The following is a 25,004-nucleotide window of genomic DNA, read 5'->3' as shown; positions in this document are numbered from 1 at the left end:
ACCGGCGTCGCTACCAGTCGACGTCGAGCTCCCAGTCGGGCGTCGGGTCGTCGACGTCCGCCCACTCGAAGCGCGTGTTCGCGGGCGGGACGGCGTACAGCGTGTTCGCGAGGAACGCCGCCGCGTTCTCGTAAGGGATGGAGTCGACCTCCGTGTTCGCCGCGACGTCCTCGAAGTCCGCGCGCTCGCGACCGAGTCCACCGGCGTCGTCGGCGGCGTCGTCGACCGCGCGGTCGGTCGTCGCGTCCGTGGGTGCGTCGACGACGGACGCGAGTTCCGCGAGGGCGTCGTCGAGCGCCGGGAGCACGGGTGCCTCGTCGTCGGTCCCGTCCGCGACCGTGTAGACGTCGACGTCGTCGAGCGCGGTGAGGACGTCGTCGATGTCGCCGGCCGGCGTGTACGGGACGGACGGCACTTCCTCTGGGCTGGACGTGGTTGCCATTAAATCAGGTATCGGCGCAATATTATTTAATAGTTGTAATCGTTTCACGTCGTAGGTTCCGCCGAACAAGACGCAATCGGACCGCGATCGACCGTAGGCCTCGTTTACGGGCGCGTCGAGCGCGAACGCGCTCCGCAACCCTGAAGCCCCAATCGGGCCCAGCGTCGGTATGGGTTTCTCGTGGGAGTCGTACTACGACGACGGCGACTGGGAGCGTGGCGCGTACGTCGGCGGCGACGACATGGCGACGCACCTCGAAGCGTTCCTCGACCGCGTCGGTGACGTCGACGCGGTCGCGAGCATCGGGTGCGGGCCGGCCACCGCGGAGTTCGACGTCGCCGCACGACGCCCGGACGTCTCGTTCGCGTGCTACGACGCCGCGCCCGCGGTCGTGGACGCGAACCGCGAGAAAGCGCGCGCGGACGACGTCGAGAACGTCGCGTTCGACGTCGCCACGCTTCCAGACACCGGCGTGGACCGCGAGTTCGACGTCGTGTACTGCATGGCCGTCCTCTACTTCGTCCGCGACGCCGAGGCGGCGCTGCGCGAACTCTGGCGGCTCACCGCACCCGGGGGCGCGCTCGCGTTCACGTACCCGAACCGGAACATGCAGTCGTGGGCGCAGGGACTCGGCGACGACGACCACGACAAGCGCGAGGCGTTCGCTCTCGTCGCCGCCGGCGAGAACCTCCTCTCCTACGACCGGATTCGCGACGTCCTCGGCGCGTCCCCGCGGAACTACTGGACCGCCGTCGACGCCGACCCCGACGCCGACTACGTCCAACGCAGCGGCTCGCCGGCCGTGTACGTGCGGAAGCAAGCGTGACGCCGCCCGCACCGACCGACACCCCACACTGACCGGCACCGCCCGCATTGATTCGACGCCGCCCGCGTGGGGCGGCCGGGCGGTCAGTCGCTCGCGCTCGTCCGGTCCTCGCCGAGCCCCGAGGACTCGTTCACCCACACGAAGCCGTCGTCGGTCTCCCGTTCGTCCGCGGGGTCGGCGGTCGGGTCGAACTCGTCCTCGAACGTGAGTCGCGTCTCCGCAGGTTCCGCGCGCGGTATCTCGGGGAGGAACTCGTCGTCGTCGAGCAGGCCGCGACACGAGATGCCCGCGGGTGCGGCGATGGCCGCGCCGACCGCCGCGAACCGGTCGTCCTCCGTCTGCTCGCCGGCGTCCACGCCGAAGGAATCGCCCTCGACGCGACTCGTCTCCGCGCCCGCGTCGAACGACGACGCCGCGTCCGCCGAGAAGAACCCGTCGCCGCTGTCGGCGGCGTCCGCCTCCTCGCTCCCGATAGTGTCCCCGCTCCCGGTTCCATCTCCGTTCCCGCTCCCGCTAGCGTCCGGGCTGGCAGAGAGCGGGTCGTCGGTCGCGGTCGCGTCCTCGGTCGTGTCGTCGTCCCCCCACGTGAACCCCGACGTGGACAGGTCGCCGGACGAGTCTCCGTCGTCGACCGGCGTCGAGGAACGCGTGGTCGCGTCGACCGACCCGCCGACGGACCAGCCATCGAGGTCGTCGTCCGTCCCGTCCGACGCCGTCCCGGCGCCCGGGACGCCACCGGTCTCCGCGTCGCGGACGACCGTCGACCCGCCGCGTTCCGCCTCCGGGACGTCGACCCCGCTCGACTCGTCGCGCGTCGACGTGGCGTCGTCGGTCGACCCGGTGTCGGGGGCGTCGACGAACTCGATGGCGGCCGCCGCGTCGGCCGCGTCCGCGTCGCTACCGCCCGCGTCACCACCACCGGCCGCTGCGTCCGCGCTCTCGGTCGCCGCGTCACCGCGGTCGCCGTCGTCCGCGAGGTGGTCGAGGCCGCCGACGTGGTCCGCGTCGAACGCGTCCGCCGTCACCCGACGGCCGCGCCACGACCGCTCGCGGGACTCGCGCGCCCACGCCGGTACCGGCACGCCCCCGTCGTCCCGGGAGACCGCGTCGCTACCAGCGCCCGCACCGTCCACACCGATACCAGCGCCGTCGGGGTCGGCGTCGTCGAGACCGGGGACGTACGCCGCCGGCTGGTCCGTGGCGAGCAGCGGCCGGTCGAACGCCGCGATACGGTCACCGAACCGGTCGACGAGCCGCTCTAGTTCCTCGGACTCCACGAGCGCGAACCGCCAGCGGTCCGTCCCGTCCGACAGCTGGACGAACCGACAGTCCAGCCCGAACAGGAGCTCGCGGTTGATCGTTGCCACGAGCGCCGGATAGTTGTCGTCGCCGAGCGGCGTGTCCGGGAACGAGAACTCCGTCGACCGCGTCCGCCCGTCGGCGTCCTCGACGCGCAACCGGTACGGTTCGGCGTCGTCGACCGACAGCGACCGCCCGTTCGCGCTCTTCACGTCGAACGTCCAGTCGATGGCCGCGAACACGTCCCCGAGCTGGGTCTCCGGGGCGGTCGTCCAGAACCGCGCGGGCGAATCCACGCCCCGGGGCGCCGCGGCGACCGTCCGTCGAACGAACGCCGTCGGGTGCTCGGGGTCCGCGAGCGCACGCTGGATGGCGGCCTCCAGGTCGTCGACCGCGTCGACGGTCGCCGCGTCCGCGACGCGCTCCCGGACGTGCGTACTCGACACGCCGAACCCGCCGAGGACGTCAGCGCACGCGAGCGCGTCCTCTCGCTCGAACCCCGGGGTACCCTGGCGCATGACTCCGCGTGACTACGCTCTTGGACGGACGAACGTATATATTTTCGTCAGACGAACCCGCGAGGAAACCTATCAGTGAGAGCTAGAGACGTCCTACTGGCGGAACCGTCCCGACCGCCTGCAGGCGGTTCCACGGCCACGCCAGCAGTCACATCGGCCCGAACCCGACTATCGCTTCCGCGAGGACTCCAGCTGGACGTCGAGGTCGTCGAGGAGCGCCTCGGCCTCCTCGCGCTTCTCCTGGTGGTCCTCGAGGAACTCCCGCATCAGCGTCGCCGCCTGCTCCTTGCAGTCCCCGCAGAGGCGCTCGCCGCCGACGCACTCCTCGTACACCTCGGTCGCGAAGTCGTCGTCGTCGTTCGCGAGCAGGTACGCGTACAGCTCGTACACCGGGCACTCGTCGGCCTTCCCGCCCTTCTCGCGCTGCTCCTCGGCGGACTGTCGGCCGCCGGTCGTCGCGGACTTCACCTTGTCGTAGCCGTCCTCGGGGTCATCGAGCAGGCTGATGTGACTCGCGGGAATCGACGACGACATCTTCCCGCCCGTGAGTCCCGTCATGAACCGATGGTAGATCGACGAGGGTGCGACGAACCCGTAGCCGCCGTGGTCGAGCTCCACCTGGCGCGCGAGCGCCTCGGCCTCGCCGCGGTCGAGGTCGAACGCGTCCACGTGCCCCTCGTACACGCGCTTCTCGCCGTCGACCGCGTCGATGAGCGCCTCGAACGCCTCGTCGGTCGCCTGCCGGTCGAAGAACCGCGTGCGGGGGCGAACGGGCTCCATCCCGGCCTCGTCGAGCTTCGCGACCACGGACTCGCGCGCGCCGGTCGGCTCGGGCGCGTGCTCGCGCAGCCAGTCCGCCGCGTCCTCGCACCGGACCGTCTCGTCCTCGTCGACGTCGTCGGCGAGCGCCGCGTACGCCGCCGCGACGAGGTCGCGCTCGGCGTCCTCGCACTCGAAGCTCGCGTACGCCTTCGAGACCTTGAAGAACCGCATCCGCGTCGCGAGGTCCCGCGCGAGCCGAACGTGGGGGTCCTGGTCGGGGCCGACCGGGATGACCGTCGGCTTCGGCTCGTCGAGCTGCGGGTAGAGGATGTCGGCCATCTGCGTGACGACGCTCTGCATGTGACTCACGTCCGTCTCCCCGTCGAACCCGTAGATCGCCTGGAACTCCGAGAAGTTCGCCTCCGCGCCCAGCTCGAACGCGAGGTCCTGCAGCTCGCGGTTCTCGCTCTGCCGGTACAGCTCGCCGTCCTCGGGGTCGAACCCGAGCGCGATGAGGGAGAGGAGGTAGTCCCGCGAGTGCTCGTCGATCTCCGCCCACGTCAACCCGCGCGCAGCGTGCGCTTCCAGGTCCGCGATGAGGCCGTACGCGTCCCCGCCCTGCTGTTGATGCCAGATGAGCTCGTCGAACACGAGCTTGTGCCCGATGTGCGGGTCCCCGGTTGGCATGAACCCCGACAGCGCCGCGAACGGCTCGCCCTCGCGCATCGCTTCGGCGACCGGGTCGTAGTCACGATGCCCGAAGATGACGCCGCGACGCATCAGGTAGTGCGGGTTCGGCACGCCCTCCAGCAGTTCGTCGAAGCTCTCGATACCGAACTCCTCGAAGAGCTTCCGGTAGTCCGCGACCGTCGAGGACCCCCACGGGTCCAGGGTCACGTCGTCCGCGCCCGCAGCCGCGGTGTCCCCGCCGTCGGCGCGCAGGTCGTCGTCGAGTCCCGTCCCGGGAGCGCCGTCGCCGGCGTCCGAGTCGGCCGCGTCCGCGTCGTCGTCTGTCATACCCCGCACTCGCCGCGGAACGCGCAAAAAGCGTTCGCTCTCGGCACCGCCGCTCGCCGCGGGACGCCGACGGAGACCCCGAGCGTTTTCCCGTGTCGTTCCGTGCGTCGAGTCGTGCAGTTGGAAGACCGGATACCGGACCGTCTCGACGACATGGCGGTGGGGAGCGCGTTCGGTATCGCCATCGGAACCCTTGCGACGAGTTCAGGTGGCAGCGCGCTCGCGGAACGACTCCTGTTCGCCATCGCGAGCGGGTGCCTCGCCTACGCGATCGTCTGGGCGGTCCGACGGTAGGGCGAAACTCGGTCGCTACGGCGTGAGTCGCTGGATGGCGAGCCAGTCGACGCTCGCATCGTCGACCGTACTCTCGGTATCGTCGACGATGGCGTACGTCATCGTCTTCTTGACGCCGTTTGCGAGGCGGACGTCGAGCGCGAGGTCGCGGGGCGCGAACGCGTGGCCGGCGGGGAGGACGCGCACGAGGCGTTCGCTGTGCCCGACGTCGTCGGGGCTCCGGAAGTCGGCGTACGTCCGGAAGTCCGCGCCGAACTTGAACCCGGTCTTGGGGGCGACGCCGCCGGCGCGGAGGTCGCGATACGCGGCGAGCCGACGGTCGAACCGGTCGCCTTCGACGTCTCGACCGCGTGCGACCGCGTCGGCGGGGTCGACGTCGAGCGCGCCCTCGGCGGCGAGGGACGCGCCTTCGACGAGCGACAGCACGACCGCGTCCCGGCCGGTGTCGCGCCCGGAGAGCGGCGTGCCGTAGAACCCGGTCTCGTAGAGCGCCTCGCCGGCCGCGCCCCAGACGGTGACGCGGTCCGCGAGCAGGTCCGCGTCCGCGCCGTCCGGGAGGCCAGCGGTCACGTCGCCCGCGACCTCGGGGCGGGTCGTGTCGAGGTACGTGATCTCGGACTCCTCGTCGACGACGGCGAGCACGCAGTCGCCGAGCGCGCTCGCGGGCACCTCGGTGCGTTCGCCGGTGACGCGGACGCGGTACGCGAGTTCGCCGTCGCCCGGGCCGCTCCCGCGCGGATAGACGACGAAGTCGTCCGATTCGCGAGCGAACTCGGTCCAGTCCGGGTGCGAGGGCGCGCAGTAGAACCCGCGCTCGCGGAGGTCCGCGTACACGAGGTACCGGACGGGCAAGGTCGGGTCGTCGCTCGCGCGGAGGAACGCGCGGAATCCCATGCCGTCGACCGCCGCGAGGTCCTCCCTGGCGAGGAGGTGCGCGGCCTCGACGGGCGCGAGCGCAACCGCGTTCCCTTCGAGCGGATAGCCGTAGCCGCGGGAGTCGTGGAACCGCTGGCGGGCGTCGTGCCCGACGTGCACGACGTCGCCGTCGACGTGGCCCTCGATGTTCATGCTCGAACCGTGTCCGTGGCCGCCGAAAGCGGTGTCGGTACGCACTGACCGCACCAGCATACGGCGGCCGCTAGGCCGCTGTTTCTGTTCTCCTGATCGCACCACCGTACGGCGGCCCCCAGGCCACCGTTTCTGTTCTCCTGATTGCAGCAGCATCCGATGACCGCCAGGCCGCTGTTTCGTGCGGTGTGACGGTGGCTGTCGGTTGCGAGGGTCGTGAGGGGTCAGGTGCGGTCGCAGGTGGCGTCGAGGCAGCGGCGGCCGTTGGGGACGGTGAACGCGGGGAGGCCGCAGTTGCAGGTGCCGTCGTGGATGCCGTTGGGGACGTAGTAGGCGGTGTCGCAGTCGGGGCGGTGTTCGCAGGCGAGGTAGAGGCCGCGTTCGCGTTGGACGACGAGGTCGCCGTTGCAGGCGGGGCAGTCGAACGCGTGGTCGAGGTGGTCGCTGACGTGGTCGTCGAGCCGTTCGCAGTGGCGGTCGACGCAGCAGTCGATGGCGGCGCCGCGTTCGACGCGCATCCGCGGGAGGCCGCACTCGCAGCGTGCGCCGTGGAGGACGGCGTCGTCGGGGTAGCCGTGTGTCTCGTCGCAGTGGATGCATGCGACGGCGCTGCCGGTGTCGACGAGCGCGCCGTCGCAGTCGGGGCAGTCGCCGACCGGTTCGCCAGCGACCGACACGGGGTAGCGGCCCGAGAGCGCGGGGCGGCCGTCGTCGCCGGTGGCGTCGTGGCCGGTGACGCGCAGCCAGTCGTCGGCGCGTTCGTCGTGTGCGGTGACGCGGACCGCGTCCTCGTCGTCGGTGACGGTGACGGCGTCGGCGCGCGTGAGCCACGCGACCGGCTGGTAGCCGGATTCGTCGTGGACGAGGACGGTCCCGTCGGGTTTGGCGAGGACGACGACGTGCCCGCGGTGCTCGCGTCGGTCGGTCGCGTCCTCGACGACGGTCGCATCGCCGGCGTACAGCGTCGCGGTCTCTGTGGGCGGCATACCCCGGGTGGCCGCGGGTTCGTACTTGAACCCTCGGCGTGGTGGCGGGCGGGTTCCGCGTGGGGCAGGTTTTTGCTGGCACCGCGGGTACGTCCGAGCATGATAGATCTCAGGAGCGACACGGTGACGACACCGAGCGAGGAGATGCGAGCGGCGATGGCGGACGCCGAGGTCGGGGACGACGTGTACGGCGAGGACCCGACGCTGAACGAACTGGAGGCGCGTGCCGCCGAGCTGCTGGGGATGGAGGCGGCGCTGTTCGTCCCGAGTGGGACGATGGGGAACCAGATCGCGGCGCGCGTGCACACCGAACGCGGCCAGGAGGCCGTCGTGGACGTCCAGAGTCACGTCTACAAGTGGGAGCTCGCCGGGTTCGCGCAGCACGCCGAGTTGCAGGTGCGGACGGTGGATGCGCTCCGGGGCGTGCCCTCGCCCGAGCAGGTCGAGTCCGCGCTCGTCGACGAGGACCTGCATCGGCCCGGCACGGGCCTGCTCTGTCTGGAGAACACGCACAACTCGCGCGGCGGGCTCGCCATCCCGCCGAGCGAACTCGGGGACGCGGCCGCCGTCGCGCAGGACGCGGGCGTGCCCGTGCACCTCGACGGCGCGCGCCTGTTCAACGCCGCCGTGGCGCTCGACGAGCCCGCGAGCGCGTTCGCCGCGCACGTCGACTCCGCGATGTTCTGCCTCTCGAAGGGCCTGGGTGCGCCCGTCGGGTCGATGCTCGCCGGGAGCGAGGCGTTCGTCGAGGAGGCGCGACGCGTCCGGAAGCTGTTCGGTGGCGGGATGCGGCAGGCGGGCGTGCTCGGCGCCGCCGGCCTGTACGCGCTCGAGAACGTCGACCGGCTCGCGACCGACCACGAGCACGCGCAGCTGCTCGCCGCCGGGCTCGACGACGTCTCGGGTGTCACGGTCGAGCAGCCGGAGACGAACATCGTCGTCGCCGACGTCACCGGGACGGGGATGACCGAGGACGAGTTCGCGGACGCGTGCGCCGACGCCGGCGTCCAGTGCTCCGGGTTCGGCGGCGGTCGCGTCCGCCTCTGCACGCATCTCGACGTCGCCCGCGAGGACGTGGACGAGGCTATCGATGTCGTCGCGGACGTCGTCGGCTGAATGGCGTCGACCGACTTCGGTCGTCGGCGTCGAACCGGCTAGTTCTGGCCTTTCCGCATGCCCTCGCTGAACTCGGTGACGGTCTTGCGGAGCATGAGGTACACGAAGAAGATGAGCCCGAGGACGAGGAGGACGAACACGAGCGCGACGGGGTCCTCCGGGATGAAGCCTAACCACGCCATTGTTGCGTGGACGTTCCGGCAGTGGCGGCATAGGCCTTTCGCAGGATGCGTGGGATGCGCACGACCGCAACCACGTGGTGTGCACGCACGAACCAGGAGAAAGTTTGACAATGCTGCTGGTGATTTCCATGTCGGTCACAGTGTTTCTACGAGACGTGAACCGCACTCGCGGTATTGCCTCGCATCTCACCAATCGTCAGCGACGTTCGTTCGACGGTTCGGTACCGTGTTTCTCCAGGGGAGAAATATACAAACATTCATGGGAACCGATGACTAGCCGTTGCACATGGCTGACTTGCTGCCCTCCACCCCCGACACGTCGGCCGTCGAGGACGCGGAACCCCGCGTCATCGGGCTCGACAGCGAGGACGCCGACGACCTCATCGGGGCGCTCTCCTCGGGCACTGCCAGGGAACTGCTGACGGCACTCCACGAGGACCCAGCGACACCGTCGAAGCTCGCCGACCGCGTCGACACCTCGCTCCAGAACACCCAGTACCACCTCGAGAAGCTGGAGGACGCGGACGTCATCGAGGTCATCGACACCGCGTACTCCGCGAAAGGCCGCGAGATGAAGGTGTACGCGCCCGCGAACCAACCGCTGGTGGTGTTCGCCGGCGGCGAGGAGAAGTCCACGGGGCTGAAAGCCGCGCTCACGCGCCTCCTGGGTGCGTTCGCCCTTCTCGCCGGCCTCTCCGTGCTCCTGCAGGCACTCGTCGGGGACCTCGGCGCGCTGTTCGGCGGCGACGCCGGCGTCGGTCGACCCGCACCGGGGCCGGGCGAGGCTCCCGTCGCCGGGAACGCGAACAACTCGACGGTCGAGACGACCACCGCCGCCACGGACGCCGCGGCGGGCGCGGCCGACGCCGCGCTGAACGCGGTCCCGCCAGGCGTCGCGTTCTTCCTCGGTGGCGCGCTCGTGCTCGCCGCCGGGTTCGCGTACTGGTACACCACGAGCGCCTGAAGACCGTCCAGCAGTCGTCTCGGCGCCCGTTTTCGGGCACATGGACGTTTTTCGCGACGCCCGCAGGGGCTAGGTAAAACTCCGGTTTGAGTATTCGGTATGCCTTTTGATACATACGCTGTACGTACAGGTGCGTCCCGGGCGTCGCGCTGATGCCCGCCCCTCCACCCCCACCCCCCACCCACCCACCTCGGTGGCGCGCGACGACGCGTCGCACGCCGCCCCCGCTGACGCGACCGCCCGGTCCCCCGCTGACGCGGTCGGCCCTTGACGGACGCCCACCTCCACCAACCCCTACCCTTCCTGCGGTTCGTCGCGAACGACGGCGAGCGAACGCTCGACGACGCTCCTCCGGTTACTGCGTCCCGTTCGGTTGCTTCGTCCCGCTCGATTACTGCATCTCGTCACCGCCGCTCGCGGGGACGTGGAACGTATCCGCGACGGTGCCGTCGGGCGACACGAGTCGACCGTCGAGTCCGTCCTCCGTCGGTTCGAGCTCCGCGTGTCCGGGTCGATTCCCGCGCGGGTCCGCGTGACTCCCCGGGTTCAGGAGCGTGAGCGCGTCCGCGCGCTCGACCCGCGGGCGATGCGTGTGGCCGGAGACGACCAGGTCCGCGTCGCGCTCCCGGCCGAACAGTTCCAGACCCATCCCGCCACCGCGCTGGCGGTGCGTCATCGCGACGGACACGTCCGCGTACGCGAACGAGCGCGCGGTCGGCAGGCGCTCGCGGACGCCCGACCGGTCCGCGTTCCCGTGCACGGCGTGGAGTCGCCCGGCGACGTCGTGGAACGCGTCCAGCGCGTCCTCGGTGACGAAGTCCCCGGCGTGCGCGACCACGTCCGCCTCGCGGACGGCGTCGAGTGTCCGCCCCTCCAGTCCGGTCCCGGTCTCCCGATGCGAGTCAGAGACGACGACGAGCATACCCGCCGTTCGAACCGACGCCTGTCGTGTCTTTCGGCACGCTACGACCGCACCCCGACGCCCGGTCAGGACCCCGCTCCGTCACTCGACCGCGACCGCGCTCCGCCAGTCGACCGCGGCCGCTCCAATCCCGACCCGATGCGGGCGCGTCGAGTGGGAAAGGACCATGTGGACGGGTCACCAACGCAGGCGTATGTCCCAGGAGGGCGAGCACGACGACGCGGCGACGTCCGCCGGCGACGACCCATCGGAGCGACCGCCGGTCGTCGACCGCGACGCGGTGTCGGCCGCGTTCGTCGACGCCGCACCACGCACGCTCCCCGAGGTCGTCGACGAGACCGGGGTCGAGCGCGAGCGCGCCGCGGACGCGCTCGACGCGCTCGTCGCCGACGGCGACCTCGCAACGAAGCGACTGCAGTCCGGCGCCGCGACGCTCCGCGTCTGGTACCTGCCCGCGACGGCGCACGTGGAACGGCTCGCGTCCGGGACGCCGGACGCGGACCGGACCGACGCGGTCGAGGACGCCATCGCCGACCTCGACGTCCCCGGCGTGAGCGAGATGATGCAGGACTGGCGGCGGGACGCCATCCGGAACGCGTGGGGGTACCTCGCCGAGCACGGGGCGGCGACCGACGCCGGAATCATCGACGCCGTCTACGGCGCTCACAGCGCCGGCTACGACGACCGACAGCAGTGGTGGGAGTGCGTCCGGCCGCGTCTCCGAACGCTCCCCGGCGTCACCGCACCGGGTGACGGCGACGACGACGTCTGGACGTACGTCCCTGCCTGACGCCGGTCGCGTCCTCGACGACGCCCGTCGGGCGATACGGAAACTACTTTTGTCGACGGGAGCGCGTGACAGAACGAATAGATGGCCTCCAGTACAAGCGTCGTTCTCGCAGCGCTCATCGCGAACGGAGCCATCGCGGTCCTGAAGTTCGTCGGGTATCTCCTGACGGGCAGTCCCGCGATGCTCTCGGAAGTGTATCACTCCATCTCGGACACCGGGAACCAGGTGTTCCTCCTCGTCGGCATCAAGTACGGCGGGAAGGACGCCTCGCGCAGCCACCCGTTCGGGTACGGGAAGGCGCAGTTCTTCTACGCCTTTCTCGTCTCGGTGATGCTCTTCGGTATCGCGGGCTGGGAGTCCGCGAAGCACGGCTGGCACGCCATCAACCATCCCGAGCCGGTGTCGACGTCGTCGGTGCTCCTCCCGGTCGTCGAGGTGTCGATCACGAGCGTGTGGGTGAACTACGCCGTCCTCGTCGGTGCCATCGTCTTCGAGGCGTGGGCGTTCGCGAAGGCGTACAAGGCGATCAAGAAGCAGATGGAGCGCAACGGGTGGACGACGGTTCGAGAGGCGTTCCGGAAGACGAGCGACATCACGACGCTCACCGCGCTCACCGAGGACACGATCGCGATGGCGGGCGCCGGAATCGCGCTGCTGGGCGTCTACCTCTCTCGCGTCACCGGCAACCCCATCTACGACGCGTCGTCGGCGTTCATCATCGGCCTGCTCCTGATGGGGTTCGCGATCGCGCTCGCCTGGGAGAACAAGCGCCTCATCCTCGGGGAGAGCCTCCCAGAGGACGCCGAGAGCCCGCTCCGTGACGTCGTCGCGGAGTGGGAGGGCGTGGAGAACGTCGCGGACTTCCGGACGGTGTTCTTCGGCCCGCAGAAGCTCGTCGTCACGGCGGACGTGGCGTTCCGGAGCGACATGGATACCGAGGAGATAGACGACGCCATCACCGCCATCGAGTCGAAGCTGAAGACGATGGAGTCGTCGGTGAAGACGGTGTACATCGAGCCGCGCGTGCTCGGTGGCGTCGAGGGCGAGGCGACGGGCGACTGACGGTCGCCGCCGGCGTTCCGTCGTGTGACCGGCGTCGGTCCGTCAGGCTGTGACGCGGTCGAGGTCGTCTTCGTCGAGGACGTCGAGCAGGCTCTCGCCGGCGTCGAGTCGTGCGCGGTCCTCGTCGCTGAGGACGTCGTCGAGCTTCTTCTCGTCGATGCGTTCGCGGAGGTTCTCGTCGAGGTCGTCGAGGTCGTAGCCGGGAATGACCATGCTAGAATATACCACACGAACGGTCTTATCTCTGGTCCCGGCCAGGCGTCCGCGAGCGCCTGCCGACCGCGCGTTCGGCCCGGACGCGACCTGGCCAGGCCGCGACTCGGTCACGCACGGGCGTGACCCACGACTCGCGCCCGGAGCCCGATGCGGGCCTACTCGTACCGGAGCGCGTCGATCGGGTCGGTCTTCGACGCGTTGTACGCCGGGTAGAGGCCGGCGAGGACGCCGACGCCGATACCGACAACGACGGCGATGGCGCCCCACTCCCAGGGAACGACGAGCTCCTCGAACCCGACGAGCTGCGCGACGCCGTACCCGGCGACGAGCCCGAGCACGAGCCCGAGGATGGCGCCGACGACGCCGAGCACCATCGCCTCGACGATGAACAGCTGGAGGATGTCGCGGCGCTGCGCGCCGACCGCCTTCATGATGCCTATCTCGCGCGTGCGTTCGGTGACGGAGACGAGCATGATGTTCGCGATGCCGATGGAGCCGACGAGCAGCGAGATGGCGGCGACCCCGACGACGAAGTTCTGGAGGACGCTGAACAGCTCCTGGAACTGGTCGAGGAGCTCCAGGCTCGTCTGGAAGTTGAACACGAGGTCCTCCTCGCCGAAGTTCGAGGCGTCGCTCGCGGAGCTGTTCAGGTACGCGAGCGTCTGACTGCGCGCGTCCTCGACGCTCCCGCGGTCGACCGCCTCGACGACGACGAGCGAGAACCGCGTCCGGTCGGCCTGCGTCACGTCCGTCACGTACGGGTCCGTCGGCAGGTACACGCGCGGCGACGGCTCGAACCCCTCGAACGGACTCCGGGACTCCGCGTTCGCCGTGATGCCGACGACGGTCGCGTTCACGCTCCCGACGACCGGCACCTGGACCTCGATCACGTCCCCGACCGTGAGGTTCTCCTCGAACAGCGCCGCCGCCGCGGGGTTCAGGACGGCTTCGCGTTCCCCCGTCCGGAACTGGCGGCCCTCGGCGACGTCCTCGGCGTCGACGTACGCCGGCCCGGTCGCGTACACGCCGCTCCCGCGCGGCACCGTCTCGTTGCCGGCCGAGAGCGTCTGCGTCGGTACCGGCTGGAAGCCGTACGCCGCCCGGACCGCTGGCTCGTCCTCTATCGCCGAAAGGTCCCGGGGCGTGAACACCGGCTGGGCGCCGGCACCCGGCCCGCCGTTCGTGTCCGGTGGCGACGCCCACCCGTAGACGTTCTCGCGGTCGTCGGGGCTCACGTCCCCAATGACGCCCGCCTGCAGGCTCGCGCCGAGGATGACGAAGGTCAACACCGCGGCGACGCCGATGACGACGCCGAGCGTCGTCAGCGTCGACCGGAGCTTGTGCGCGCGGATGGCGCGCCACGCCATCGTCACCGTCGTTCCGGCCTTCACGCCGCATCACCGCCGACGTCGCGGCGACCGCCAGCGTCGTCGTGCGGCGTCCCGCCGCCGTCGCCGCGAGCGCCCTCGCGTTCGCTCGCCGCCGCCTCGTCGTCGTGTCGGCGTCCTTCGAGGTCGTCGACCGCCTCGATGCGCTCGATCTGGCCGTCGAGCAGGTGGACGATGCGGTCGGCGCGCTCGGCGACGTCGCGCTCGTGGGTCACCATCACGAGCGTGTTCCCCTCCGCTTTCAGTTCGTCGAAGAGGTCGAGGATGTTCGCGCCCGTCTCCGAGTCGAGGTTCCCCGTCGGCTCGTCCGCGAGCAGGATAGCGGGGTCGTTCACGAGCGCGCGAGCGATGGCGACGCGCTGGCGCTGTCCGCCCGAGAGCTCGTTCGGCGCGTGCTCGAGGCGGTCGCCGAGCCCGACGCGCTCCAGGATGGCTGCCGCGCGCTCGTGGCGTTCGTCCTTCGAGACGCCGCGGAAGACGAGCGGGAGTGCGACGTTCTCCACCGCGGTCAGTCGCGGCATGAGGTTGAACGTCTGGAACACGAACCCGACCTGCTCGCCGCGCAGACGCGTCCGCTCCCGGTCGTTCATCGCGCCGACGTCCGCGCCGTCGACGAGCACCGACCCGGACGTCGGCGTGTCCAGACAGCCGACGAGGTTCATCAGCGTCGACTTCCCGGAGCCGGATGGCCCCATGACGGCCGTGTACGAGCCGCGCGGGACGTCGACGGTCACGCCGTCGAGCGCGTGCACCGGCTCGCCGAGCTGGTACGTCTTCCTGGCGTCCACGAGTTCGACCGCGGCGTCGTCGGCGGGGGCACCGCCGGCGTCAGCGTCGGTGGTCGAGGACGCACTCGCCGCGTCCTCCCCACCTGAAGGTCCTCCAGTCACACCCGGAACGAGGGCGCCCGGACGTATCAATACCGCACCCGACGAGGGAGGTCTCGGCGGTCTCGGGAGCCCGCTCTTCGGTTCTCGGCGACGACCGAAGCGCCTACCTGGCGGGCCCGCGACCGTCTCGGACATGAAGCAGTCCGGTGGGAGCGAGGGCCAGAAGCGTCGTGCGGGCGAGAGCGCGGCCGAGCGCGTCGACGACGGGACGGTCGTCGGGCTCGGAACGGGGTCGACTGCGGCGCACGCCATCCGCGAGCTCGGCGAGCGCGTCGACGCCGGGCTGGACGTCGTCGGCGTCCCGACGTCGTTCGCCTCGCGCGAACTCGCTCGCGAGGTCGGCGTCCCGCTCGCGGACCTGGACGCGGTCGACGGCGTGGACGTCGCCATCGACGGCGCCGACCAGGTCGTCGGCGTCGACGCCGACGACGGCGGGAGCGACGCTGGTGTCGTGCTCGTCAAGGGCGGCGGGGCGGCTCACGCCCGCGAGAAGCTCGTCGACGCGACCGCCGACGCGTTCCACGTCGTCGCCGACCCCTCGAAGCTCGCCGCCGCGGTCTCCGTTCCGGTTCCGGTGGAGGTCCTCCCGGCCGCACGCACCGTCGTCGCCGACGCGGTCCGCGAGCGCGGCGGCGACCCCACCCTCCGGCGCGCCGACCGCAAGGACGGCCCGGTCGTCACCGACAACGGGAACGTCGTCCTCGACTGCGCGTTCGACGCCGTCGAGGCCCCCGGCGCGCTCGCGACCGCGCTCTCGACGACCCCGGGCGTCGTCGAACACGGCCTGTTCGTCGACCTCGCCGACACCGTCCACGTCGGCACCGACGACGGCGTCGACGTCCACGACGTCACCGGCGGCCGCGCGTAGCGCACGCGTCGCCATCGGTCGAACGGCGCGAGCGAATCCAGCGGGCGCGACGCCGTCGCTCGCCGGCTCGGGGGTGAACCGACCGAACGTAGCGCTGCAGCTGGTCGGTTCGAGCGTGGACCGACCGAGCGCGACGCGGTGGCTGGTCGGTCGTTAGAAAGCGGCGACCAGCGTAGTCACCGCCGGTTCAGAAGTTTGTTGGGACCGATTTCAGAGGTCGCGCGGCTGGACCGTCTTCCGGTCGTTGGCCTCGGCGCGACGGGCGGCGTCCTCGAGGAGCTCCTCGACTTCCTCGTCGAGTGCGTCGTAGAAGTCGGACGCGACGTTCTTACCCTCGAGCTGTTCCTTCACGGCTGCCTTGACGATGAGGTCTGCCATACAAGCGGCCATTCCCCTGCCCCCTTTATAATAGTTTCCAGTTAGAGCCGTCAGACGGGCGCGAGAGCGCGTCTACAGGGGTGACAGCCCCACCCACGAACCGAAAGGTACTCATTCGTGGGTGGGTTCAGGGCGGCGCTCTCGTCGTCGAGGCAGGCGCGCGCTGGGCGCTCGCAGTGGCGCGCGCACCCGCGTCGCCACGGCTGTCGTCCAGCGGCCGGTTCGGACGTCGACGGATACGAGTGCGTCCGTGCCCGAGGGTCGGGCATGCGCGACGTCCTGGAGCGAGTCGCCGACGGTGACCTGTCGCCGGCGGCCGCCGAGGCCGAGTTACGGGGGTACGCGACGACCGACGACGGCCGTTTCGACGCGGCCCGCGAGCAACGCCGCGGCGTGCCAGAGGCCGTGCTCGCCGACGAGAAGACGCCCGAGGAGGTCGCGACGCTCGCGGCCGCGGCCGTGGAGACGACGGGGCGTGCGCTCGTCACGCGAGCGAGCGACGACGCCGCGACCGCGGTCCGCGAGCGTCTCGCGGCCGAGCACCCCGACGCCGAGGTCACCGTCCACGCCCGGTCCGGGTTCGTCGTCGCGCACGCGCCGGCGTTCGACCCGCCGGCGGTTCCGGCGACGGTCGCGGTCGTCTCCGGCGGGACCGGCGACGCCGCGGCCGCCGAGGAGGCCGCCGTGGTCGCTCGCGAGATGGGGGCGACCGTCGAGACCGTCCACGACGTCGGCGTGGCGAGCATCGCACGCGTCCTCGACGCTCGCGAGACGCTCGACGCCGCGGACGCGCTCGTCGTCGCCGCCGGCCGCGAGGGCGCGCTGCCGACGGTCGTCGCGGGACTCGTCTCCGCACCGGTCGTCGGCCTCCCCGTCTCGACGGGCTACGGGCACGGCGGCGAGGGCGAGGCGGCGCTCTCGGGGATGCTGCAGTCGTGCACCGTCCTCTCGGTCGTGAACGTCGACGCCGGGTTCGTCGCGGGTGCGCAGGCCGCGCTCGTCGCCCGACGCGTCGGCGCCGCGCGTTCGGACGACACGTGAAACCCCACACCATACCACTCCTTTAGGCAAGAAACTTTTCCCGATTCCCAACGTCGTCTTGTGATTCCGGCCGTATTTATACGTATATCGCCAACTGGATGCTACCGGCACCCGAACGACGCCGGTCCCCCACCATGCCAGACTGTGACAACTGCGGCGCCCACGTCTCGGAGCGATTCGCACGCGTGTTCGCGGACGAACACGGACGAATCCTGGCGTGCGTGAACTGCTCGGCGAACGCAGGAATCGCCGAGGAGTCCCGGCGCCGCGCGAGGCCGGATTCCTGACCGCGTGTGAACCACCACGCGAAGCCTCTTTCAGCGACCGCCGACTACCGCCCCCCGTGAGCGACCACCACGTGTACGTCCTCGAATGCGCGGACGGGACGTACTACACGGGCTACACCACCGACGTCAACCGTCGCGTCGCCGAACACGACGCCGGTGACGGCGCGAAGTACACCCGCGGGCGGACGCCGGTCTCGCTCGTGCACGTCGAGACGTACGACTCGCGGTCCGCGGCGATGTCCCGCGAACACGAGGTGAAGACGTTCTCCCGAGCGCGCAAGGAGCGCCTCGTCGCGAGCGACCGCGGCGACGCGAACTGACCCCGCCCCCGACCCGTCGACCCGACCGTGACGGCGGCGCGGGCGTCAGGGTTTTCCCCACCGTCCCCGAACCGGCGGCGTATGCGCGTCGAGTACGACTACGACACCTGCATCGGGATGTTCCAGTGCGTCGCGGAGTGGGACGCCTTCGAACGCGACGAGGACGCCGGGAAGGCCGTGCTCGCCGACGCCGAGGAGCGCGACGACGGCGTGTTCGTCCGCGAGGTCCCCGCCGACGCGGAACTGGACGCGAAGTTCGCCGCACGCGCCTGCCCCGTCGACGCCATCACCGTCTACGACGACGACGGCGACCAGCTCGTTCCCTGACCGCCCACCGACGTCTCTCGCGCCCTGACCGCCCACTGAACTCTCGCACCGCACTTACACGCACCACCTAACAGGTGAGGGTTCGGACACCGTACTTCTATATCACTGGAGTTGTAGGCTATGGTATGACGACACGTTCCCGGGTGCTCGTCGCCGACCCGGACGGGACCCGCGCGGCCGAGACCGCGGACGAGCTCGCGACGCCGGACCGAGAGACCCGGACCGTCGACGCCGCCGACGCCGCGCTGACGGCCCTCGGCGACGACCCGATCGACTGCGTGGTCTGCGAACGCGACCTCGACGACGACACCGGACTCGACCTCCTCCAGCACGTCCGCGACGTCCACGGCGACGTCCCGTTCGTGCTCCTGACCGCCGACGGCGACGAGGCGCTCGCCGAACGCGCCGTCGCGCACGACGTCAGCGCGTACGTCCGTCGCGTCGACGACTGGGACGACCGCCTCCGGACGGCGGTCTCCCGAGCGATCGACACGGACCGCGACCCGACCGGCCTCCTCAAGGAACGCGCGCTCGACGAGGCCCCCGTCGGCATCACCATCGCAGACGCCCGCGACCCGGAACTCCCGCTCATCTACGCGAACGACGCGTTCGAGGAGCTCACGGGGTACGACCGCGAGTACGCGATGGGCCGGAACTGTCGGTTCCTCCAGGGCGACGACTCCGACCCAGAGGCCATCGGCGAGATGCGCGCCGCGATCAACGCCGAGACGAGCGTGACGACCGAACTCGCGAACTACACGCGCGACGGCGAGAAGTTCTGGAACCGCGTCGACATCGCCCCGGTGCGGGACGCGACCGGCGAGGTCACGCACTTCGTCGGGTTCCAGACCGACATCACCGAGCGCGTGGACGCCGAGCGCGTCGCGGAACGGCGCGCCGCCGAACTCGCCGCCGAACGCGAGAGCCTCCAGCACGTGCTCGAACGCATCGACGGCCTCCTCAAGGACGCCGGACAGGCGCTCGTCGAGGCGACGACCCGGGAGTCCGTCGAGACCGCGATGTGCGACCTCGTCGTCGACAACGACCCGTACACGTGCGCGTGGGTCGGCGAACCCGACCTCGCGGACAAGTCCATCGCGCCGGCCGCCATCGCCGGCGGTCGCGACGACCTCGACCCGCTCGACCTCCTCGGCGGCGACGGCCCCGTGAACGAGGCGATGGACTCGGGCGAGACGCGGGTCGTCGACGCCGCGGACCTCCCCGACAGCGAGTGGCACGAGGCCCTCGTCGACGACTCGTTCGCGACCGTCGCCATCGTCCCGCTCTCCCACCGTGACGCGAAGTACGGCGTGTTCTGCGCGTACGTCGACGACGCCACCGCCATCGACGACCGCGAACTCGCCGTCCTGAACGCGCTCGGGCGGATGGCCGGAACCGCGATCTCCGCGGTCGAGACCCGGCGAACGCTGACCGCGGACGACATCGTCTCGCTGTCGTTCGCCGTCCGGAACCGCGACGCGTTCTTCGTGCGCGTCGCCGAGATCGCCGGCGTCTCGCTGACCTACGCCGGGTCGATGCATCGGGACGACGACCGGCTCGGGCTGTTCTTCACGGTCGAGACCGACGACCCGGACGCGCTCGAAGCGGCGGCCGCGGACGTCGACGGCGTCGTCGACGTCACCGTCATCACCGCGAACGACGGCGCGTGCCTCGTCGAGTTCGAGGTGGACAACGCCGGGTTGCTGTCGACGCTCGCGGACTACGGCGCGGACATCCGCGAGATTACGGCGTCGCCGACGAACGCGACCGTCGACGTGGAGCTCCCGCGGGACGCGAACGCGCGGTCGCTCGTCGACCACGTCGAGGCCGAGTACGACGACGTGGAACTGACCGCGTACCGCGAGCGCGAGCGGAGCGCCTCCACCAAGCAGGAGTTCATCACGAGCCTCGAGTCCCAGCTCACGGACCGCCAGCTGACCGCGCTCCGGCGCGCGTACTTCGGCGAGTTCTTCGAGTGGCCGCGCCCGACCAGCGGCGACGACCTCGCCGAGTCCATGGGAATCGCGCGGTCGACGTACCACCAGCACCTCCGCGCGGCCGAACGGAAGCTCGTCGGCGAGTTCTTCGACCGCCCCTGAACCCGGTCGACTCCCTCCGTCAAAATGGCACTGAGTCTACATTTCGAGAGTCAGCGTAAGAGTTAATCTCTCCGGGGTCCACGGTACCTACCGACATGGGAGGAACAGAGCGACGCACCCACATCGACGAATGGGCACAACTCCTCGACGGGTCCGTCCCCGACGCGCTCGTCGACGACCGCCGCACCGACCGCGACCACCGCGAGTGGTGACGCGAGCGGAACGCGCCCGTCACGAGAGACGCGTGACGGTCGGGGAATCGGCCGACACCGACCGACGCCTCCGAACGGACCACAACATCGAGGACCGAACCGACCGCGGCACCGAGAATCGAGTCGACCGCAGCGCAGCACCGGAGAACCGAACCGCTCGAACCCCTTAGGCGATCTCGTCGTACTGCTCGGAGAGCTTGTCGACGGCCTCACCGAGCTGCTCGCGCTCGTACGCCGACAGGTCCCACTCGACGACCTCCTCGACGCCGTTCGCGCCGAGCTTCACCGGGACGCCGAGCGCGACGTCGTCGTGCCCGAACTCGCCCTGGAGCTTCACGCTCGCCGGCAGCACCTCGCCGGTGTCGTTCAGGATTGCCTCGACCATGTGTGCGACGCCCGTCGCGGGCCCCCACTCGGTCGCGCCCTTCCGCTCGATGACGTTCATCGCGGACTGCTGGAGGTCCTCGAGGATCTCCGTCTTCTCGTCCCCACTGAACTCGGGGTCGCGGCCGTCGACGCGGACCTTCGAGAACACCGGGACCTGCGCGTCCCCGTGCTCGCCGAGGATCGTCGCCTCGACGTTCCCGACCTGGGTGTCGAAGCGCTCCGAGAGGACGTACCGGAAGCGCGCGGAGTCCAGGCGACCACCGAACCCGATGACCTGATTCCGGTCGCGGTCACCGGCCTCGTAGAGGTGCCGGTTCAGGAGGTCGACGGGGTTCGACGTCGTCACCGACACGTAGTCGTCGTTGTGCTCGTCGAGACTCGACTGGATGTCCTCCATGATGGGCGCGTTGTCGCCCGCCAGGTCGATACGCGTCTGGCCCGGCTGCCGGGGGATACCCGCCGTGATGATGACGACGTCCGAACCCGCGGTGTCCGCGTACGTGCCCTGTCGGACGGTCGTGTTCGAGTCGTACGCGACGCCGTGGTTGGCGTCCGCGGCCTGCCCGATCGTGACGTCCTCCTGGTCCGGGATGTCCACGAACACGAGGTCGTCCACGACGTCTCGAAGTGCGAGGTTGTACCCTGCTGCGGCACCGACCGTGCCGGCCGCGCCGACAACGCTGACTTTCGTCATAACATCCGGAACTGCCCGCGGAGGGGAGTTAATCGTGTCGAAGTCCGCAGAAACTGGGTGCCGTCGCTCGCCGCCACCACCTCGCTGCCCGAGAGGTACCCGACACCGAGGACGCCGGTCGCACCGAGGACACCCGCGACGAGCACCACCGGCAACGGCCCGCCGCCACCGCCCGCGTCGGCGCCCTGCGTGGTCGTCGATAACGTTCAGTACGAGACTCGGCGGGGAACCACACCCTACCCCCGTCGAACGCGTCGACCTGTAGCCCGAACGTCACGCTTTTCGCCGGCGACCGCGTCCCATCGCACATGAGCGACTTCGACGAGGAGGCCGAACGACAGCGCCTCAGAGAGAAGTACGAGGCAGAACGGGAGGACCGCGAGGCGACCCAGCACATGAGCGAGTTGCTCCTCAAGGGCGCCACGATGACGAACAGCCACTGCGGGACCTGCGGCGACCCCATCTTCCGGTACGACGGCCAGGAGTTCTGCCCGACGTGCAACAATCAGGTGCAGGACGACGCGACCGCGGACGCGACTGCGGACCAGCAGTCCACCGGCACCGCCGGACGCGAGGACGAGACCTCCGCGAGCGCACGACCCGGCGACGGACGGCCCCAGAGCGCGAACGCGGAAGCTCAGGACGCGAACGCACGACCGCAGGACGCGACCGCGTCGACGACCCAGGCCGGAACCGGCGTCGACCAGACGCCCGCAGCGCCGACCGCTTCGAGCGCGACGCCCGACCCGAGGACGAGGACACCGACGGCCGACGAACCGAGCCAGCACCGCGACACCGCCTCGACCACCGACGCCACGCCGGGCCCCGCGGACGCCGTCGCGAACGTCGAGGCGACCGTCGAGCGGTTCGCGGCCGCCGCCGCCGACACCGACGACCCGGCGCGCGCTCGCGAGTACCTCGCCGTCGTCCGCGACGCCACCGACACGCTCCGCACGCTACGGGGCGACGCTCGCTGACCGCGGACTCGAACGCGGTCGAGAACCCCCTCAGTCCCGGCCCGGGTCGTAGTCGCTCCCGACGACCTCGCGGACCCGCTCGGCCGTCACCGCACCGACGCCGGACACCTCCTCCAGGTCCTCGGCGCGCGCCGTCATCACCGCCTCCACCGTCGAGAAGTGCTCGAGGAGCGAGCGCGCCGTCACCGGCCCGACGTCCGCGATCGAGGACACGACGTACTCCTGTTGTTCGGTGAGCGTCTTCGACGCCTTCTCGCCGTGCACGCTCACCTCGCGGTCGTCGACCTCCTGCTCGCGTTCCGCGACGACCGAGAGCAACTCCATCGTGTCCGCCTCGCTCTGCGTGCGGAGGACGCTCACGCCGAAGTCCACCGCGAGCGACGCGAGCGCCCCCCGAATCGCGTTCGGGTGCACGTTCCGTCGCCCGTAGAGACTCCCCTCGCCCTCGACGACGACGACCGGCCGCGAGTAGTGCCGGGTCGCGTCGCCGAGCTGCTCGAACATCGACCGGTCACCGCCCGTGAGCGTGTCCAGGAAGTCGTCGACGGACTTCCGTTCGACGACCACGCGGTCCGACAGCACGTAGTCGCCGACCGACAACGTCTCCAGTCGCGTCCGCACGCCCTCGCGCTTCGAGAGCTCGCGCGGGATCGTCGAATCCATCTCGCGCTGGTCGACCACCACCTCGACGGTCCCGTCCGCGTCCGGTTCCGCGCGCTCGACCGGCTCGCTCGACGCTCCAGCCGCCACCGAACCGCCATCGTCGTCGTCCGCGCCCGGTTCACCGTCCGCGTCCGATACGCCGTTTCCATCTGCGTCGTCGTCCGCATCCGCATCGTCACCCGTGAAGTCCCGGAGCCCGGGCTGGGCGTCGCCGTCGGCCCGTGGCGCGCTCGCGCCACCGTCACCCGCAGCCGCTTCGGTCTCACGGTCACCGCTCGCACCACCGTCGGCCGCGTCCTCGAACGCGTCCAACGACGCCTGCGAGTCGTCCAGTTCCTCGGCGAGGTCGTCCACGCTCGCCTTCAACTCGCGGAGCTCGCTCTCCATCTCGCGCTCCCGGCGCTTGCTGATCCAGAAGTACGCCTCGTCCCGCGTATCCTCCGCCATCAACACGACCACGCGACCCTCCGCCTGCCGGCCGGTTCGGCCCTTCCGCTGGATGGAGCGGATTGCAGTCGGCACCGGCTCGTAGAACAACACGAGGTCGACCTCCGGGACGTCCAGGCCCTCCTCCGCGACGCTCGTCGACACCAGAACCTCGAACTCGCCCGCGCGGAAGTCGTCCAGGACCGCCTGTTGCTCGTTCTGCGTCATCCCGTCGCTGCCCTCCTTGTCGCCCTGGCCGACGAACCGCCGGACGTCGAAGCCGTCCGAGAGGAACTCCGTCAGCGCCTCCGCGGTGTCGCGGGACTCCGTGAACACGATGACGCGCTCACCGCCCTCCAGCCCGAGGGTCTCCGCCAGCAGCCGCCGAGCCTGCGCGTACTTCGGATGCAGGTCGTCGTACTCCCTGGCGCGCCGCATCGCCTCCTTCACCTTCGCCTCGCTGATCATCCGCTGGCTCGCCTTCGACGCCCCCGAGGAGCGCGCCGCGTTCTCCTGGCGCTCGAAGTACCGCCGCAGACTCTCGACGCTCTGAGTCTCCACGTACGTCACCGCCGTCCGGAGCTTCCGGATCTCCGCGAGGAAGCTCATCCCCTGATAGCCCTCGCTCTGGTCGTTGTCCATCAACGTCCGCAGCTCCGCACTCATCCGGTTGACCTCCTTCTCCGAGAGGTCCGGCTGGGTCGTCGACGCCACGCCGAGTTCCTTCAGCTCCTCGAGCCGGTCGCTGATGACGTCGTTCAACGCGTCCCGTATCTCCAGGATATCGTCGGGGAGCGTCACCTGCTCCCACTCCACGTCCGTATCGTGCGTGTACTCCTCGACGTCAGCGTCCTCCTCCGTCATCACCTCCACCTGCCGGATGCCGAGGTTCGCGCAGACGTCGGCGATCTCCTCCTCGTTCCCGCCCGGTGACGCGCTCATCCCCGTCACCAGGGGGTCGTCGGCGTCCTGATGATACCGCTCCGCGATGTACGTGTACGCGTAATCGCCGGTCGCGCGGTGACACTCGTCGAACGTCACGTGCGTCACGTCCGCGAGCGAGATCCGCGACCCGACGAGGTCGTTCTCGACGACCTGCGGGGTCGCGATCACGACGCTCGCATCGCCCCACACCGCCGCGCGGTCCTCGGGCTTCACCTCGCCGGTGAAAACAACGATATCGTCGTCCGGGATCGAGAGCGCCTCCCGGTAGAACTCCGCGTGCTGGTTCACGAGCGGTTTCGTCGGCGCCAGCAGGAGCGACGTCCCGCCGACCTCGTCCAGTCGACGCGCCGTCACGAGCAGGCTCACCGTCGTCTTCCCCAGGCCCGTCGGGAGGCAGACGAGCGTGTGCGCGTCCGCCGCCGCACCCGCGAGCTGGAGCTGGTAGAGCCGGCGTTCGATGAACCCGGGATTCAGCAGGGGGTGCGAGACGTACGCGACGTCGCCGTCGTCAGTCGTCGCCATCTACCTCGTCGTTGAGCGGCCTCGCGGTTAAGCGTTCGCCGAGCACGGTGAAAGTGAAGCGCCGGTGCGCTCGTCGGCGCGGACAGCGACGACCGCGCAGGCACGAGCGGGACCCA

At 70.4% G+C, this 25,004-nt stretch carries 26 protein-coding genes; 13 read left to right on the top strand and 13 right to left on the bottom strand.

Going from position 1 to position 25,004, the window contains the following annotated elements:
* Positions 1 to 10: 10 nt before the first annotated feature.
* Positions 11 to 442 carry a hypothetical protein gene (locus SM754_RS00900; protein ID WP_323674333.1) on the bottom strand — a complete coding sequence of 144 codons (432 nt, stop codon included), beginning with the start codon at positions 440 to 442 and terminating at the stop codon, positions 11 to 13.
* A gap of 169 nt (positions 443 to 611) precedes the next feature.
* Between SM754_RS00900 and SM754_RS00895 the strand changes: the two genes are divergently transcribed.
* On the top strand, positions 612 to 1,268 hold the full coding sequence (locus SM754_RS00895; protein WP_323674332.1) for a class I SAM-dependent methyltransferase: 657 nt from the start codon (positions 612 to 614) through the stop codon (positions 1,266 to 1,268).
* Between the two features lie 83 nt (positions 1,269 to 1,351).
* Here the strand turns inward: SM754_RS00895 and SM754_RS00890 are convergent, their stop codons facing one another.
* Positions 1,352 to 3,085: a hypothetical protein gene (locus tag SM754_RS00890; RefSeq protein WP_323674331.1), complete on the bottom strand. Its 1,734-nt coding sequence runs from the start codon at positions 3,083 to 3,085 to the stop codon at positions 1,352 to 1,354.
* A gap of 168 nt (positions 3,086 to 3,253) precedes the next feature.
* Complete coding sequence (locus tag SM754_RS00885) at positions 3,254 to 4,864, bottom strand: tryptophan--tRNA ligase (protein WP_323674330.1); 1,611 nt, start codon at positions 4,862 to 4,864, stop codon at positions 3,254 to 3,256.
* Positions 4,865 to 4,978: 114 nt separating this feature from the next.
* Between SM754_RS00885 and SM754_RS00880 the strand changes: the two genes are divergently transcribed.
* Positions 4,979 to 5,158 carry a hypothetical protein gene (locus SM754_RS00880; RefSeq protein ID WP_323674329.1) on the top strand — a complete coding sequence of 60 codons (180 nt, stop codon included), beginning with the start codon at positions 4,979 to 4,981 and terminating at the stop codon, positions 5,156 to 5,158.
* Between the two features lie 15 nt (positions 5,159 to 5,173).
* Here SM754_RS00880 and SM754_RS00875 read toward each other — a convergent pair whose 3' ends face one another.
* The gene (locus SM754_RS00875) at positions 5,174 to 6,226 is read right to left on the bottom strand and encodes a tRNA-intron lyase (protein WP_501993722.1); all 1,053 of its coding nucleotides are present in this window, start codon (positions 6,224 to 6,226) and stop codon (positions 5,174 to 5,176) included.
* Positions 6,227 to 6,450: 224 nt separating this feature from the next.
* Positions 6,451 to 7,212 carry a topoisomerase DNA-binding C4 zinc finger domain-containing protein gene (locus SM754_RS00870; RefSeq protein WP_323674328.1) on the bottom strand — a complete coding sequence of 254 codons (762 nt, stop codon included), beginning with the start codon at positions 7,210 to 7,212 and terminating at the stop codon, positions 6,451 to 6,453.
* A gap of 99 nt (positions 7,213 to 7,311) precedes the next feature.
* Here SM754_RS00870 and SM754_RS00865 point away from each other — a divergent pair, with 99 nt between their 5' ends.
* A complete protein-coding gene (locus SM754_RS00865) occupies positions 7,312 to 8,328 on the top strand; it encodes a threonine aldolase family protein (RefSeq protein WP_323674327.1) in 1,017 nt (338 codons plus the stop codon).
* A 38-nt stretch (positions 8,329 to 8,366) separates the two neighbouring features.
* On the opposite strand, the gene SM754_RS00860 is transcribed toward SM754_RS00865, so the two are convergent.
* Positions 8,367 to 8,510, bottom strand: a complete 144-nt coding sequence (locus SM754_RS00860; protein ID WP_227133913.1) for a DUF7859 family protein — start codon at positions 8,508 to 8,510, stop codon at positions 8,367 to 8,369.
* 286 nt (positions 8,511 to 8,796) lie between these two features.
* Here SM754_RS00860 and SM754_RS00855 point away from each other — a divergent pair, with 286 nt between their 5' ends.
* The gene (locus SM754_RS00855) at positions 8,797 to 9,474 is read left to right on the top strand and encodes an ArsR/SmtB family transcription factor (protein ID WP_323674326.1); all 678 of its coding nucleotides are present in this window, start codon (positions 8,797 to 8,799) and stop codon (positions 9,472 to 9,474) included.
* A gap of 391 nt (positions 9,475 to 9,865) precedes the next feature.
* On the opposite strand, the gene SM754_RS00850 is transcribed toward SM754_RS00855, so the two are convergent.
* Positions 9,866 to 10,396 (bottom strand): metallophosphoesterase, encoded by a 531-nt coding sequence (locus SM754_RS00850; protein WP_323674325.1) that lies wholly within the window; start codon positions 10,394 to 10,396, stop codon positions 9,866 to 9,868.
* A gap of 193 nt (positions 10,397 to 10,589) precedes the next feature.
* Between SM754_RS00850 and SM754_RS00845 the strand changes: the two genes are divergently transcribed.
* Positions 10,590 to 11,186, top strand: a complete 597-nt coding sequence (locus SM754_RS00845) for a hypothetical protein (protein ID WP_323674324.1) — start codon at positions 10,590 to 10,592, stop codon at positions 11,184 to 11,186.
* Between the two features lie 81 nt (positions 11,187 to 11,267).
* Complete coding sequence (locus SM754_RS00840; protein ID WP_323674323.1) at positions 11,268 to 12,248, top strand: cation diffusion facilitator family transporter; 981 nt, start codon at positions 11,268 to 11,270, stop codon at positions 12,246 to 12,248.
* Positions 12,249 to 12,290: 42 nt separating this feature from the next.
* Here SM754_RS00840 and SM754_RS00835 read toward each other — a convergent pair whose 3' ends face one another.
* The 3 genes from SM754_RS00835 to SM754_RS00825 form a co-directional block, all read right to left on the bottom strand.
* A complete protein-coding gene (locus SM754_RS00835) occupies positions 12,291 to 12,461 on the bottom strand; it encodes a DUF8027 family protein (RefSeq protein WP_323674322.1) in 171 nt (56 codons plus the stop codon).
* Positions 12,462 to 12,619: 158 nt separating this feature from the next.
* Positions 12,620 to 13,831 (bottom strand): ABC transporter permease, encoded by a 1,212-nt coding sequence (locus SM754_RS00830; protein WP_501993742.1) that lies wholly within the window; start codon positions 13,829 to 13,831, stop codon positions 12,620 to 12,622.
* A 20-nt stretch (positions 13,832 to 13,851) separates the two neighbouring features.
* Positions 13,852 to 14,640: an ABC transporter ATP-binding protein gene (locus SM754_RS00825; protein WP_323675234.1), complete on the bottom strand. Its 789-nt coding sequence runs from the start codon at positions 14,638 to 14,640 to the stop codon at positions 13,852 to 13,854.
* 235 nt (positions 14,641 to 14,875) lie between these two features.
* Between SM754_RS00825 and rpiA the strand changes: the two genes are divergently transcribed.
* On the top strand, positions 14,876 to 15,610 hold the full coding sequence (rpiA, locus tag SM754_RS00820) for a ribose-5-phosphate isomerase RpiA (protein WP_323674320.1): 735 nt from the start codon (positions 14,876 to 14,878) through the stop codon (positions 15,608 to 15,610).
* Positions 15,611 to 15,820: 210 nt separating this feature from the next.
* Here rpiA and SM754_RS00815 read toward each other — a convergent pair whose 3' ends face one another.
* Positions 15,821 to 15,988, bottom strand: coding sequence for a DUF1931 family protein (locus tag SM754_RS00815; RefSeq protein WP_166039076.1), 168 nt, complete (start codon positions 15,986 to 15,988; stop codon positions 15,821 to 15,823).
* 267 nt (positions 15,989 to 16,255) lie between these two features.
* Between SM754_RS00815 and larB the strand changes: the two genes are divergently transcribed.
* The 5 genes from larB to SM754_RS00795 all read left to right on the top strand — a co-directional run bounded on the left by larB (position 16,256) and on the right by SM754_RS00795 (position 20,062).
* On the top strand, positions 16,256 to 17,029 hold the full coding sequence (gene larB / locus SM754_RS00810; RefSeq protein ID WP_323674319.1) for a nickel pincer cofactor biosynthesis protein LarB: 774 nt from the start codon (positions 16,256 to 16,258) through the stop codon (positions 17,027 to 17,029).
* 134 nt (positions 17,030 to 17,163) lie between these two features.
* A complete protein-coding gene (locus tag SM754_RS20460; protein WP_418934291.1) occupies positions 17,164 to 17,316 on the top strand; it encodes a DUF7563 family protein in 153 nt (50 codons plus the stop codon).
* A 56-nt stretch (positions 17,317 to 17,372) separates the two neighbouring features.
* Positions 17,373 to 17,636, top strand: coding sequence for a GIY-YIG nuclease family protein (locus SM754_RS00805; protein WP_323674318.1), 264 nt, complete (start codon positions 17,373 to 17,375; stop codon positions 17,634 to 17,636).
* Between the two features lie 81 nt (positions 17,637 to 17,717).
* Positions 17,718 to 17,963 (top strand): ferredoxin, encoded by a 246-nt coding sequence (locus tag SM754_RS00800; RefSeq protein ID WP_323674317.1) that lies wholly within the window; start codon positions 17,718 to 17,720, stop codon positions 17,961 to 17,963.
* A gap of 125 nt (positions 17,964 to 18,088) precedes the next feature.
* Entirely contained in the window at positions 18,089 to 20,062 is a 1,974-nt protein-coding gene (locus tag SM754_RS00795) for a bacterio-opsin activator domain-containing protein (protein WP_323674316.1), read from the top strand.
* 378 nt (positions 20,063 to 20,440) lie between these two features.
* On the opposite strand, the gene mdh is transcribed toward SM754_RS00795, so the two are convergent.
* Entirely contained in the window at positions 20,441 to 21,355 is a 915-nt protein-coding gene (mdh, locus tag SM754_RS00790) for a malate dehydrogenase (protein WP_323674315.1), read from the bottom strand.
* 308 nt (positions 21,356 to 21,663) lie between these two features.
* Here mdh and SM754_RS00785 point away from each other — a divergent pair, with 308 nt between their 5' ends.
* A complete protein-coding gene (locus tag SM754_RS00785) occupies positions 21,664 to 22,332 on the top strand; it encodes an Sjogren's syndrome/scleroderma autoantigen 1 family protein (protein ID WP_323674314.1) in 669 nt (222 codons plus the stop codon).
* Between the two features lie 30 nt (positions 22,333 to 22,362).
* On the opposite strand, the gene SM754_RS00780 is transcribed toward SM754_RS00785, so the two are convergent.
* Positions 22,363 to 24,888 (bottom strand): DEAD/DEAH box helicase, encoded by a 2,526-nt coding sequence (locus SM754_RS00780; RefSeq protein WP_323674313.1) that lies wholly within the window; start codon positions 24,886 to 24,888, stop codon positions 22,363 to 22,365.
* Between the last annotated feature and the right edge of the window lie 116 nt (positions 24,889 to 25,004).

This window comes from Halorubellus amylolyticus (genome assembly GCF_034808145.1).
Classification (GTDB): Archaea; Halobacteriota; Halobacteria; order Halobacteriales; family Natrialbaceae; genus Halorubellus.
The sequence above is the reverse complement of the archived record's forward strand: the minus strand, read 5'-3'. Positions and strand labels throughout refer to the sequence as shown.

What these genes read in the sequence shown, in the direction of transcription:
- SM754_RS00845 (WP_323674324.1), top strand. Translation starts at nt 10,590, where the DNA reads ATGTCCCAGGAGGGCGAGCACGACGACGCGGCGACGTCCGCCGGCGAC.
- SM754_RS00885 (WP_323674330.1), bottom strand. Translation starts at nt 4,864, where the DNA reads ATGACAGACGACGACGCGGACGCGGCCGACTCGGACGCCGGCGACGGC.
- SM754_RS00835 (WP_323674322.1), bottom strand. Translation starts at nt 12,461, where the DNA reads ATGGTCATTCCCGGCTACGACCTCGACGACCTCGACGAGAACCTCCGC.
- larB (WP_323674319.1), top strand. Translation starts at nt 16,256, where the DNA reads ATGCGCGACGTCCTGGAGCGAGTCGCCGACGGTGACCTGTCGCCGGCG.
- SM754_RS00860 (WP_227133913.1), bottom strand. Translation starts at nt 8,510, where the DNA reads ATGGCGTGGTTAGGCTTCATCCCGGAGGACCCCGTCGCGCTCGTGTTC.
- SM754_RS00815 (WP_166039076.1), bottom strand. Translation starts at nt 15,988, where the DNA reads ATGGCAGACCTCATCGTCAAGGCAGCCGTGAAGGAACAGCTCGAGGGT.
- SM754_RS00865 (WP_323674327.1), top strand. Translation starts at nt 7,312, where the DNA reads ATGATAGATCTCAGGAGCGACACGGTGACGACACCGAGCGAGGAGATG.
- mdh (WP_323674315.1), bottom strand. Translation starts at nt 21,355, where the DNA reads ATGACGAAAGTCAGCGTTGTCGGCGCGGCCGGCACGGTCGGTGCCGCA.
- rpiA (WP_323674320.1), top strand. Translation starts at nt 14,876, where the DNA reads ATGAAGCAGTCCGGTGGGAGCGAGGGCCAGAAGCGTCGTGCGGGCGAG.
- SM754_RS00795 (WP_323674316.1), top strand. Translation starts at nt 18,089, where the DNA reads ATGACGACACGTTCCCGGGTGCTCGTCGCCGACCCGGACGGGACCCGC.
- SM754_RS00855 (WP_323674326.1), top strand. Translation starts at nt 8,797, where the DNA reads ATGGCTGACTTGCTGCCCTCCACCCCCGACACGTCGGCCGTCGAGGAC.
- SM754_RS00785 (WP_323674314.1), top strand. Translation starts at nt 21,664, where the DNA reads ATGAGCGACTTCGACGAGGAGGCCGAACGACAGCGCCTCAGAGAGAAG.
- SM754_RS00875 (WP_501993722.1), bottom strand. Translation starts at nt 6,226, where the DNA reads ATGAACATCGAGGGCCACGTCGACGGCGACGTCGTGCACGTCGGGCAC.
- SM754_RS00830 (WP_501993742.1), bottom strand. Translation starts at nt 13,831, where the DNA reads ATGGCGTGGCGCGCCATCCGCGCGCACAAGCTCCGGTCGACGCTGACG.
- SM754_RS00780 (WP_323674313.1), bottom strand. Translation starts at nt 24,888, where the DNA reads ATGGCGACGACTGACGACGGCGACGTCGCGTACGTCTCGCACCCCCTG.
- SM754_RS00895 (WP_323674332.1), top strand. Translation starts at nt 612, where the DNA reads ATGGGTTTCTCGTGGGAGTCGTACTACGACGACGGCGACTGGGAGCGT.
- SM754_RS00800 (WP_323674317.1), top strand. Translation starts at nt 17,718, where the DNA reads ATGCGCGTCGAGTACGACTACGACACCTGCATCGGGATGTTCCAGTGC.
- SM754_RS00870 (WP_323674328.1), bottom strand. Translation starts at nt 7,212, where the DNA reads ATGCCGCCCACAGAGACCGCGACGCTGTACGCCGGCGATGCGACCGTC.
- SM754_RS00850 (WP_323674325.1), bottom strand. Translation starts at nt 10,396, where the DNA reads ATGCTCGTCGTCGTCTCTGACTCGCATCGGGAGACCGGGACCGGACTG.
- SM754_RS00890 (WP_323674331.1), bottom strand. Translation starts at nt 3,085, where the DNA reads ATGCGCCAGGGTACCCCGGGGTTCGAGCGAGAGGACGCGCTCGCGTGC.
- SM754_RS00900 (WP_323674333.1), bottom strand. Translation starts at nt 442, where the DNA reads ATGGCAACCACGTCCAGCCCAGAGGAAGTGCCGTCCGTCCCGTACACG.
- SM754_RS00840 (WP_323674323.1), top strand. Translation starts at nt 11,268, where the DNA reads ATGGCCTCCAGTACAAGCGTCGTTCTCGCAGCGCTCATCGCGAACGGA.
- SM754_RS20460 (WP_418934291.1), top strand. Translation starts at nt 17,164, where the DNA reads ATGCCAGACTGTGACAACTGCGGCGCCCACGTCTCGGAGCGATTCGCA.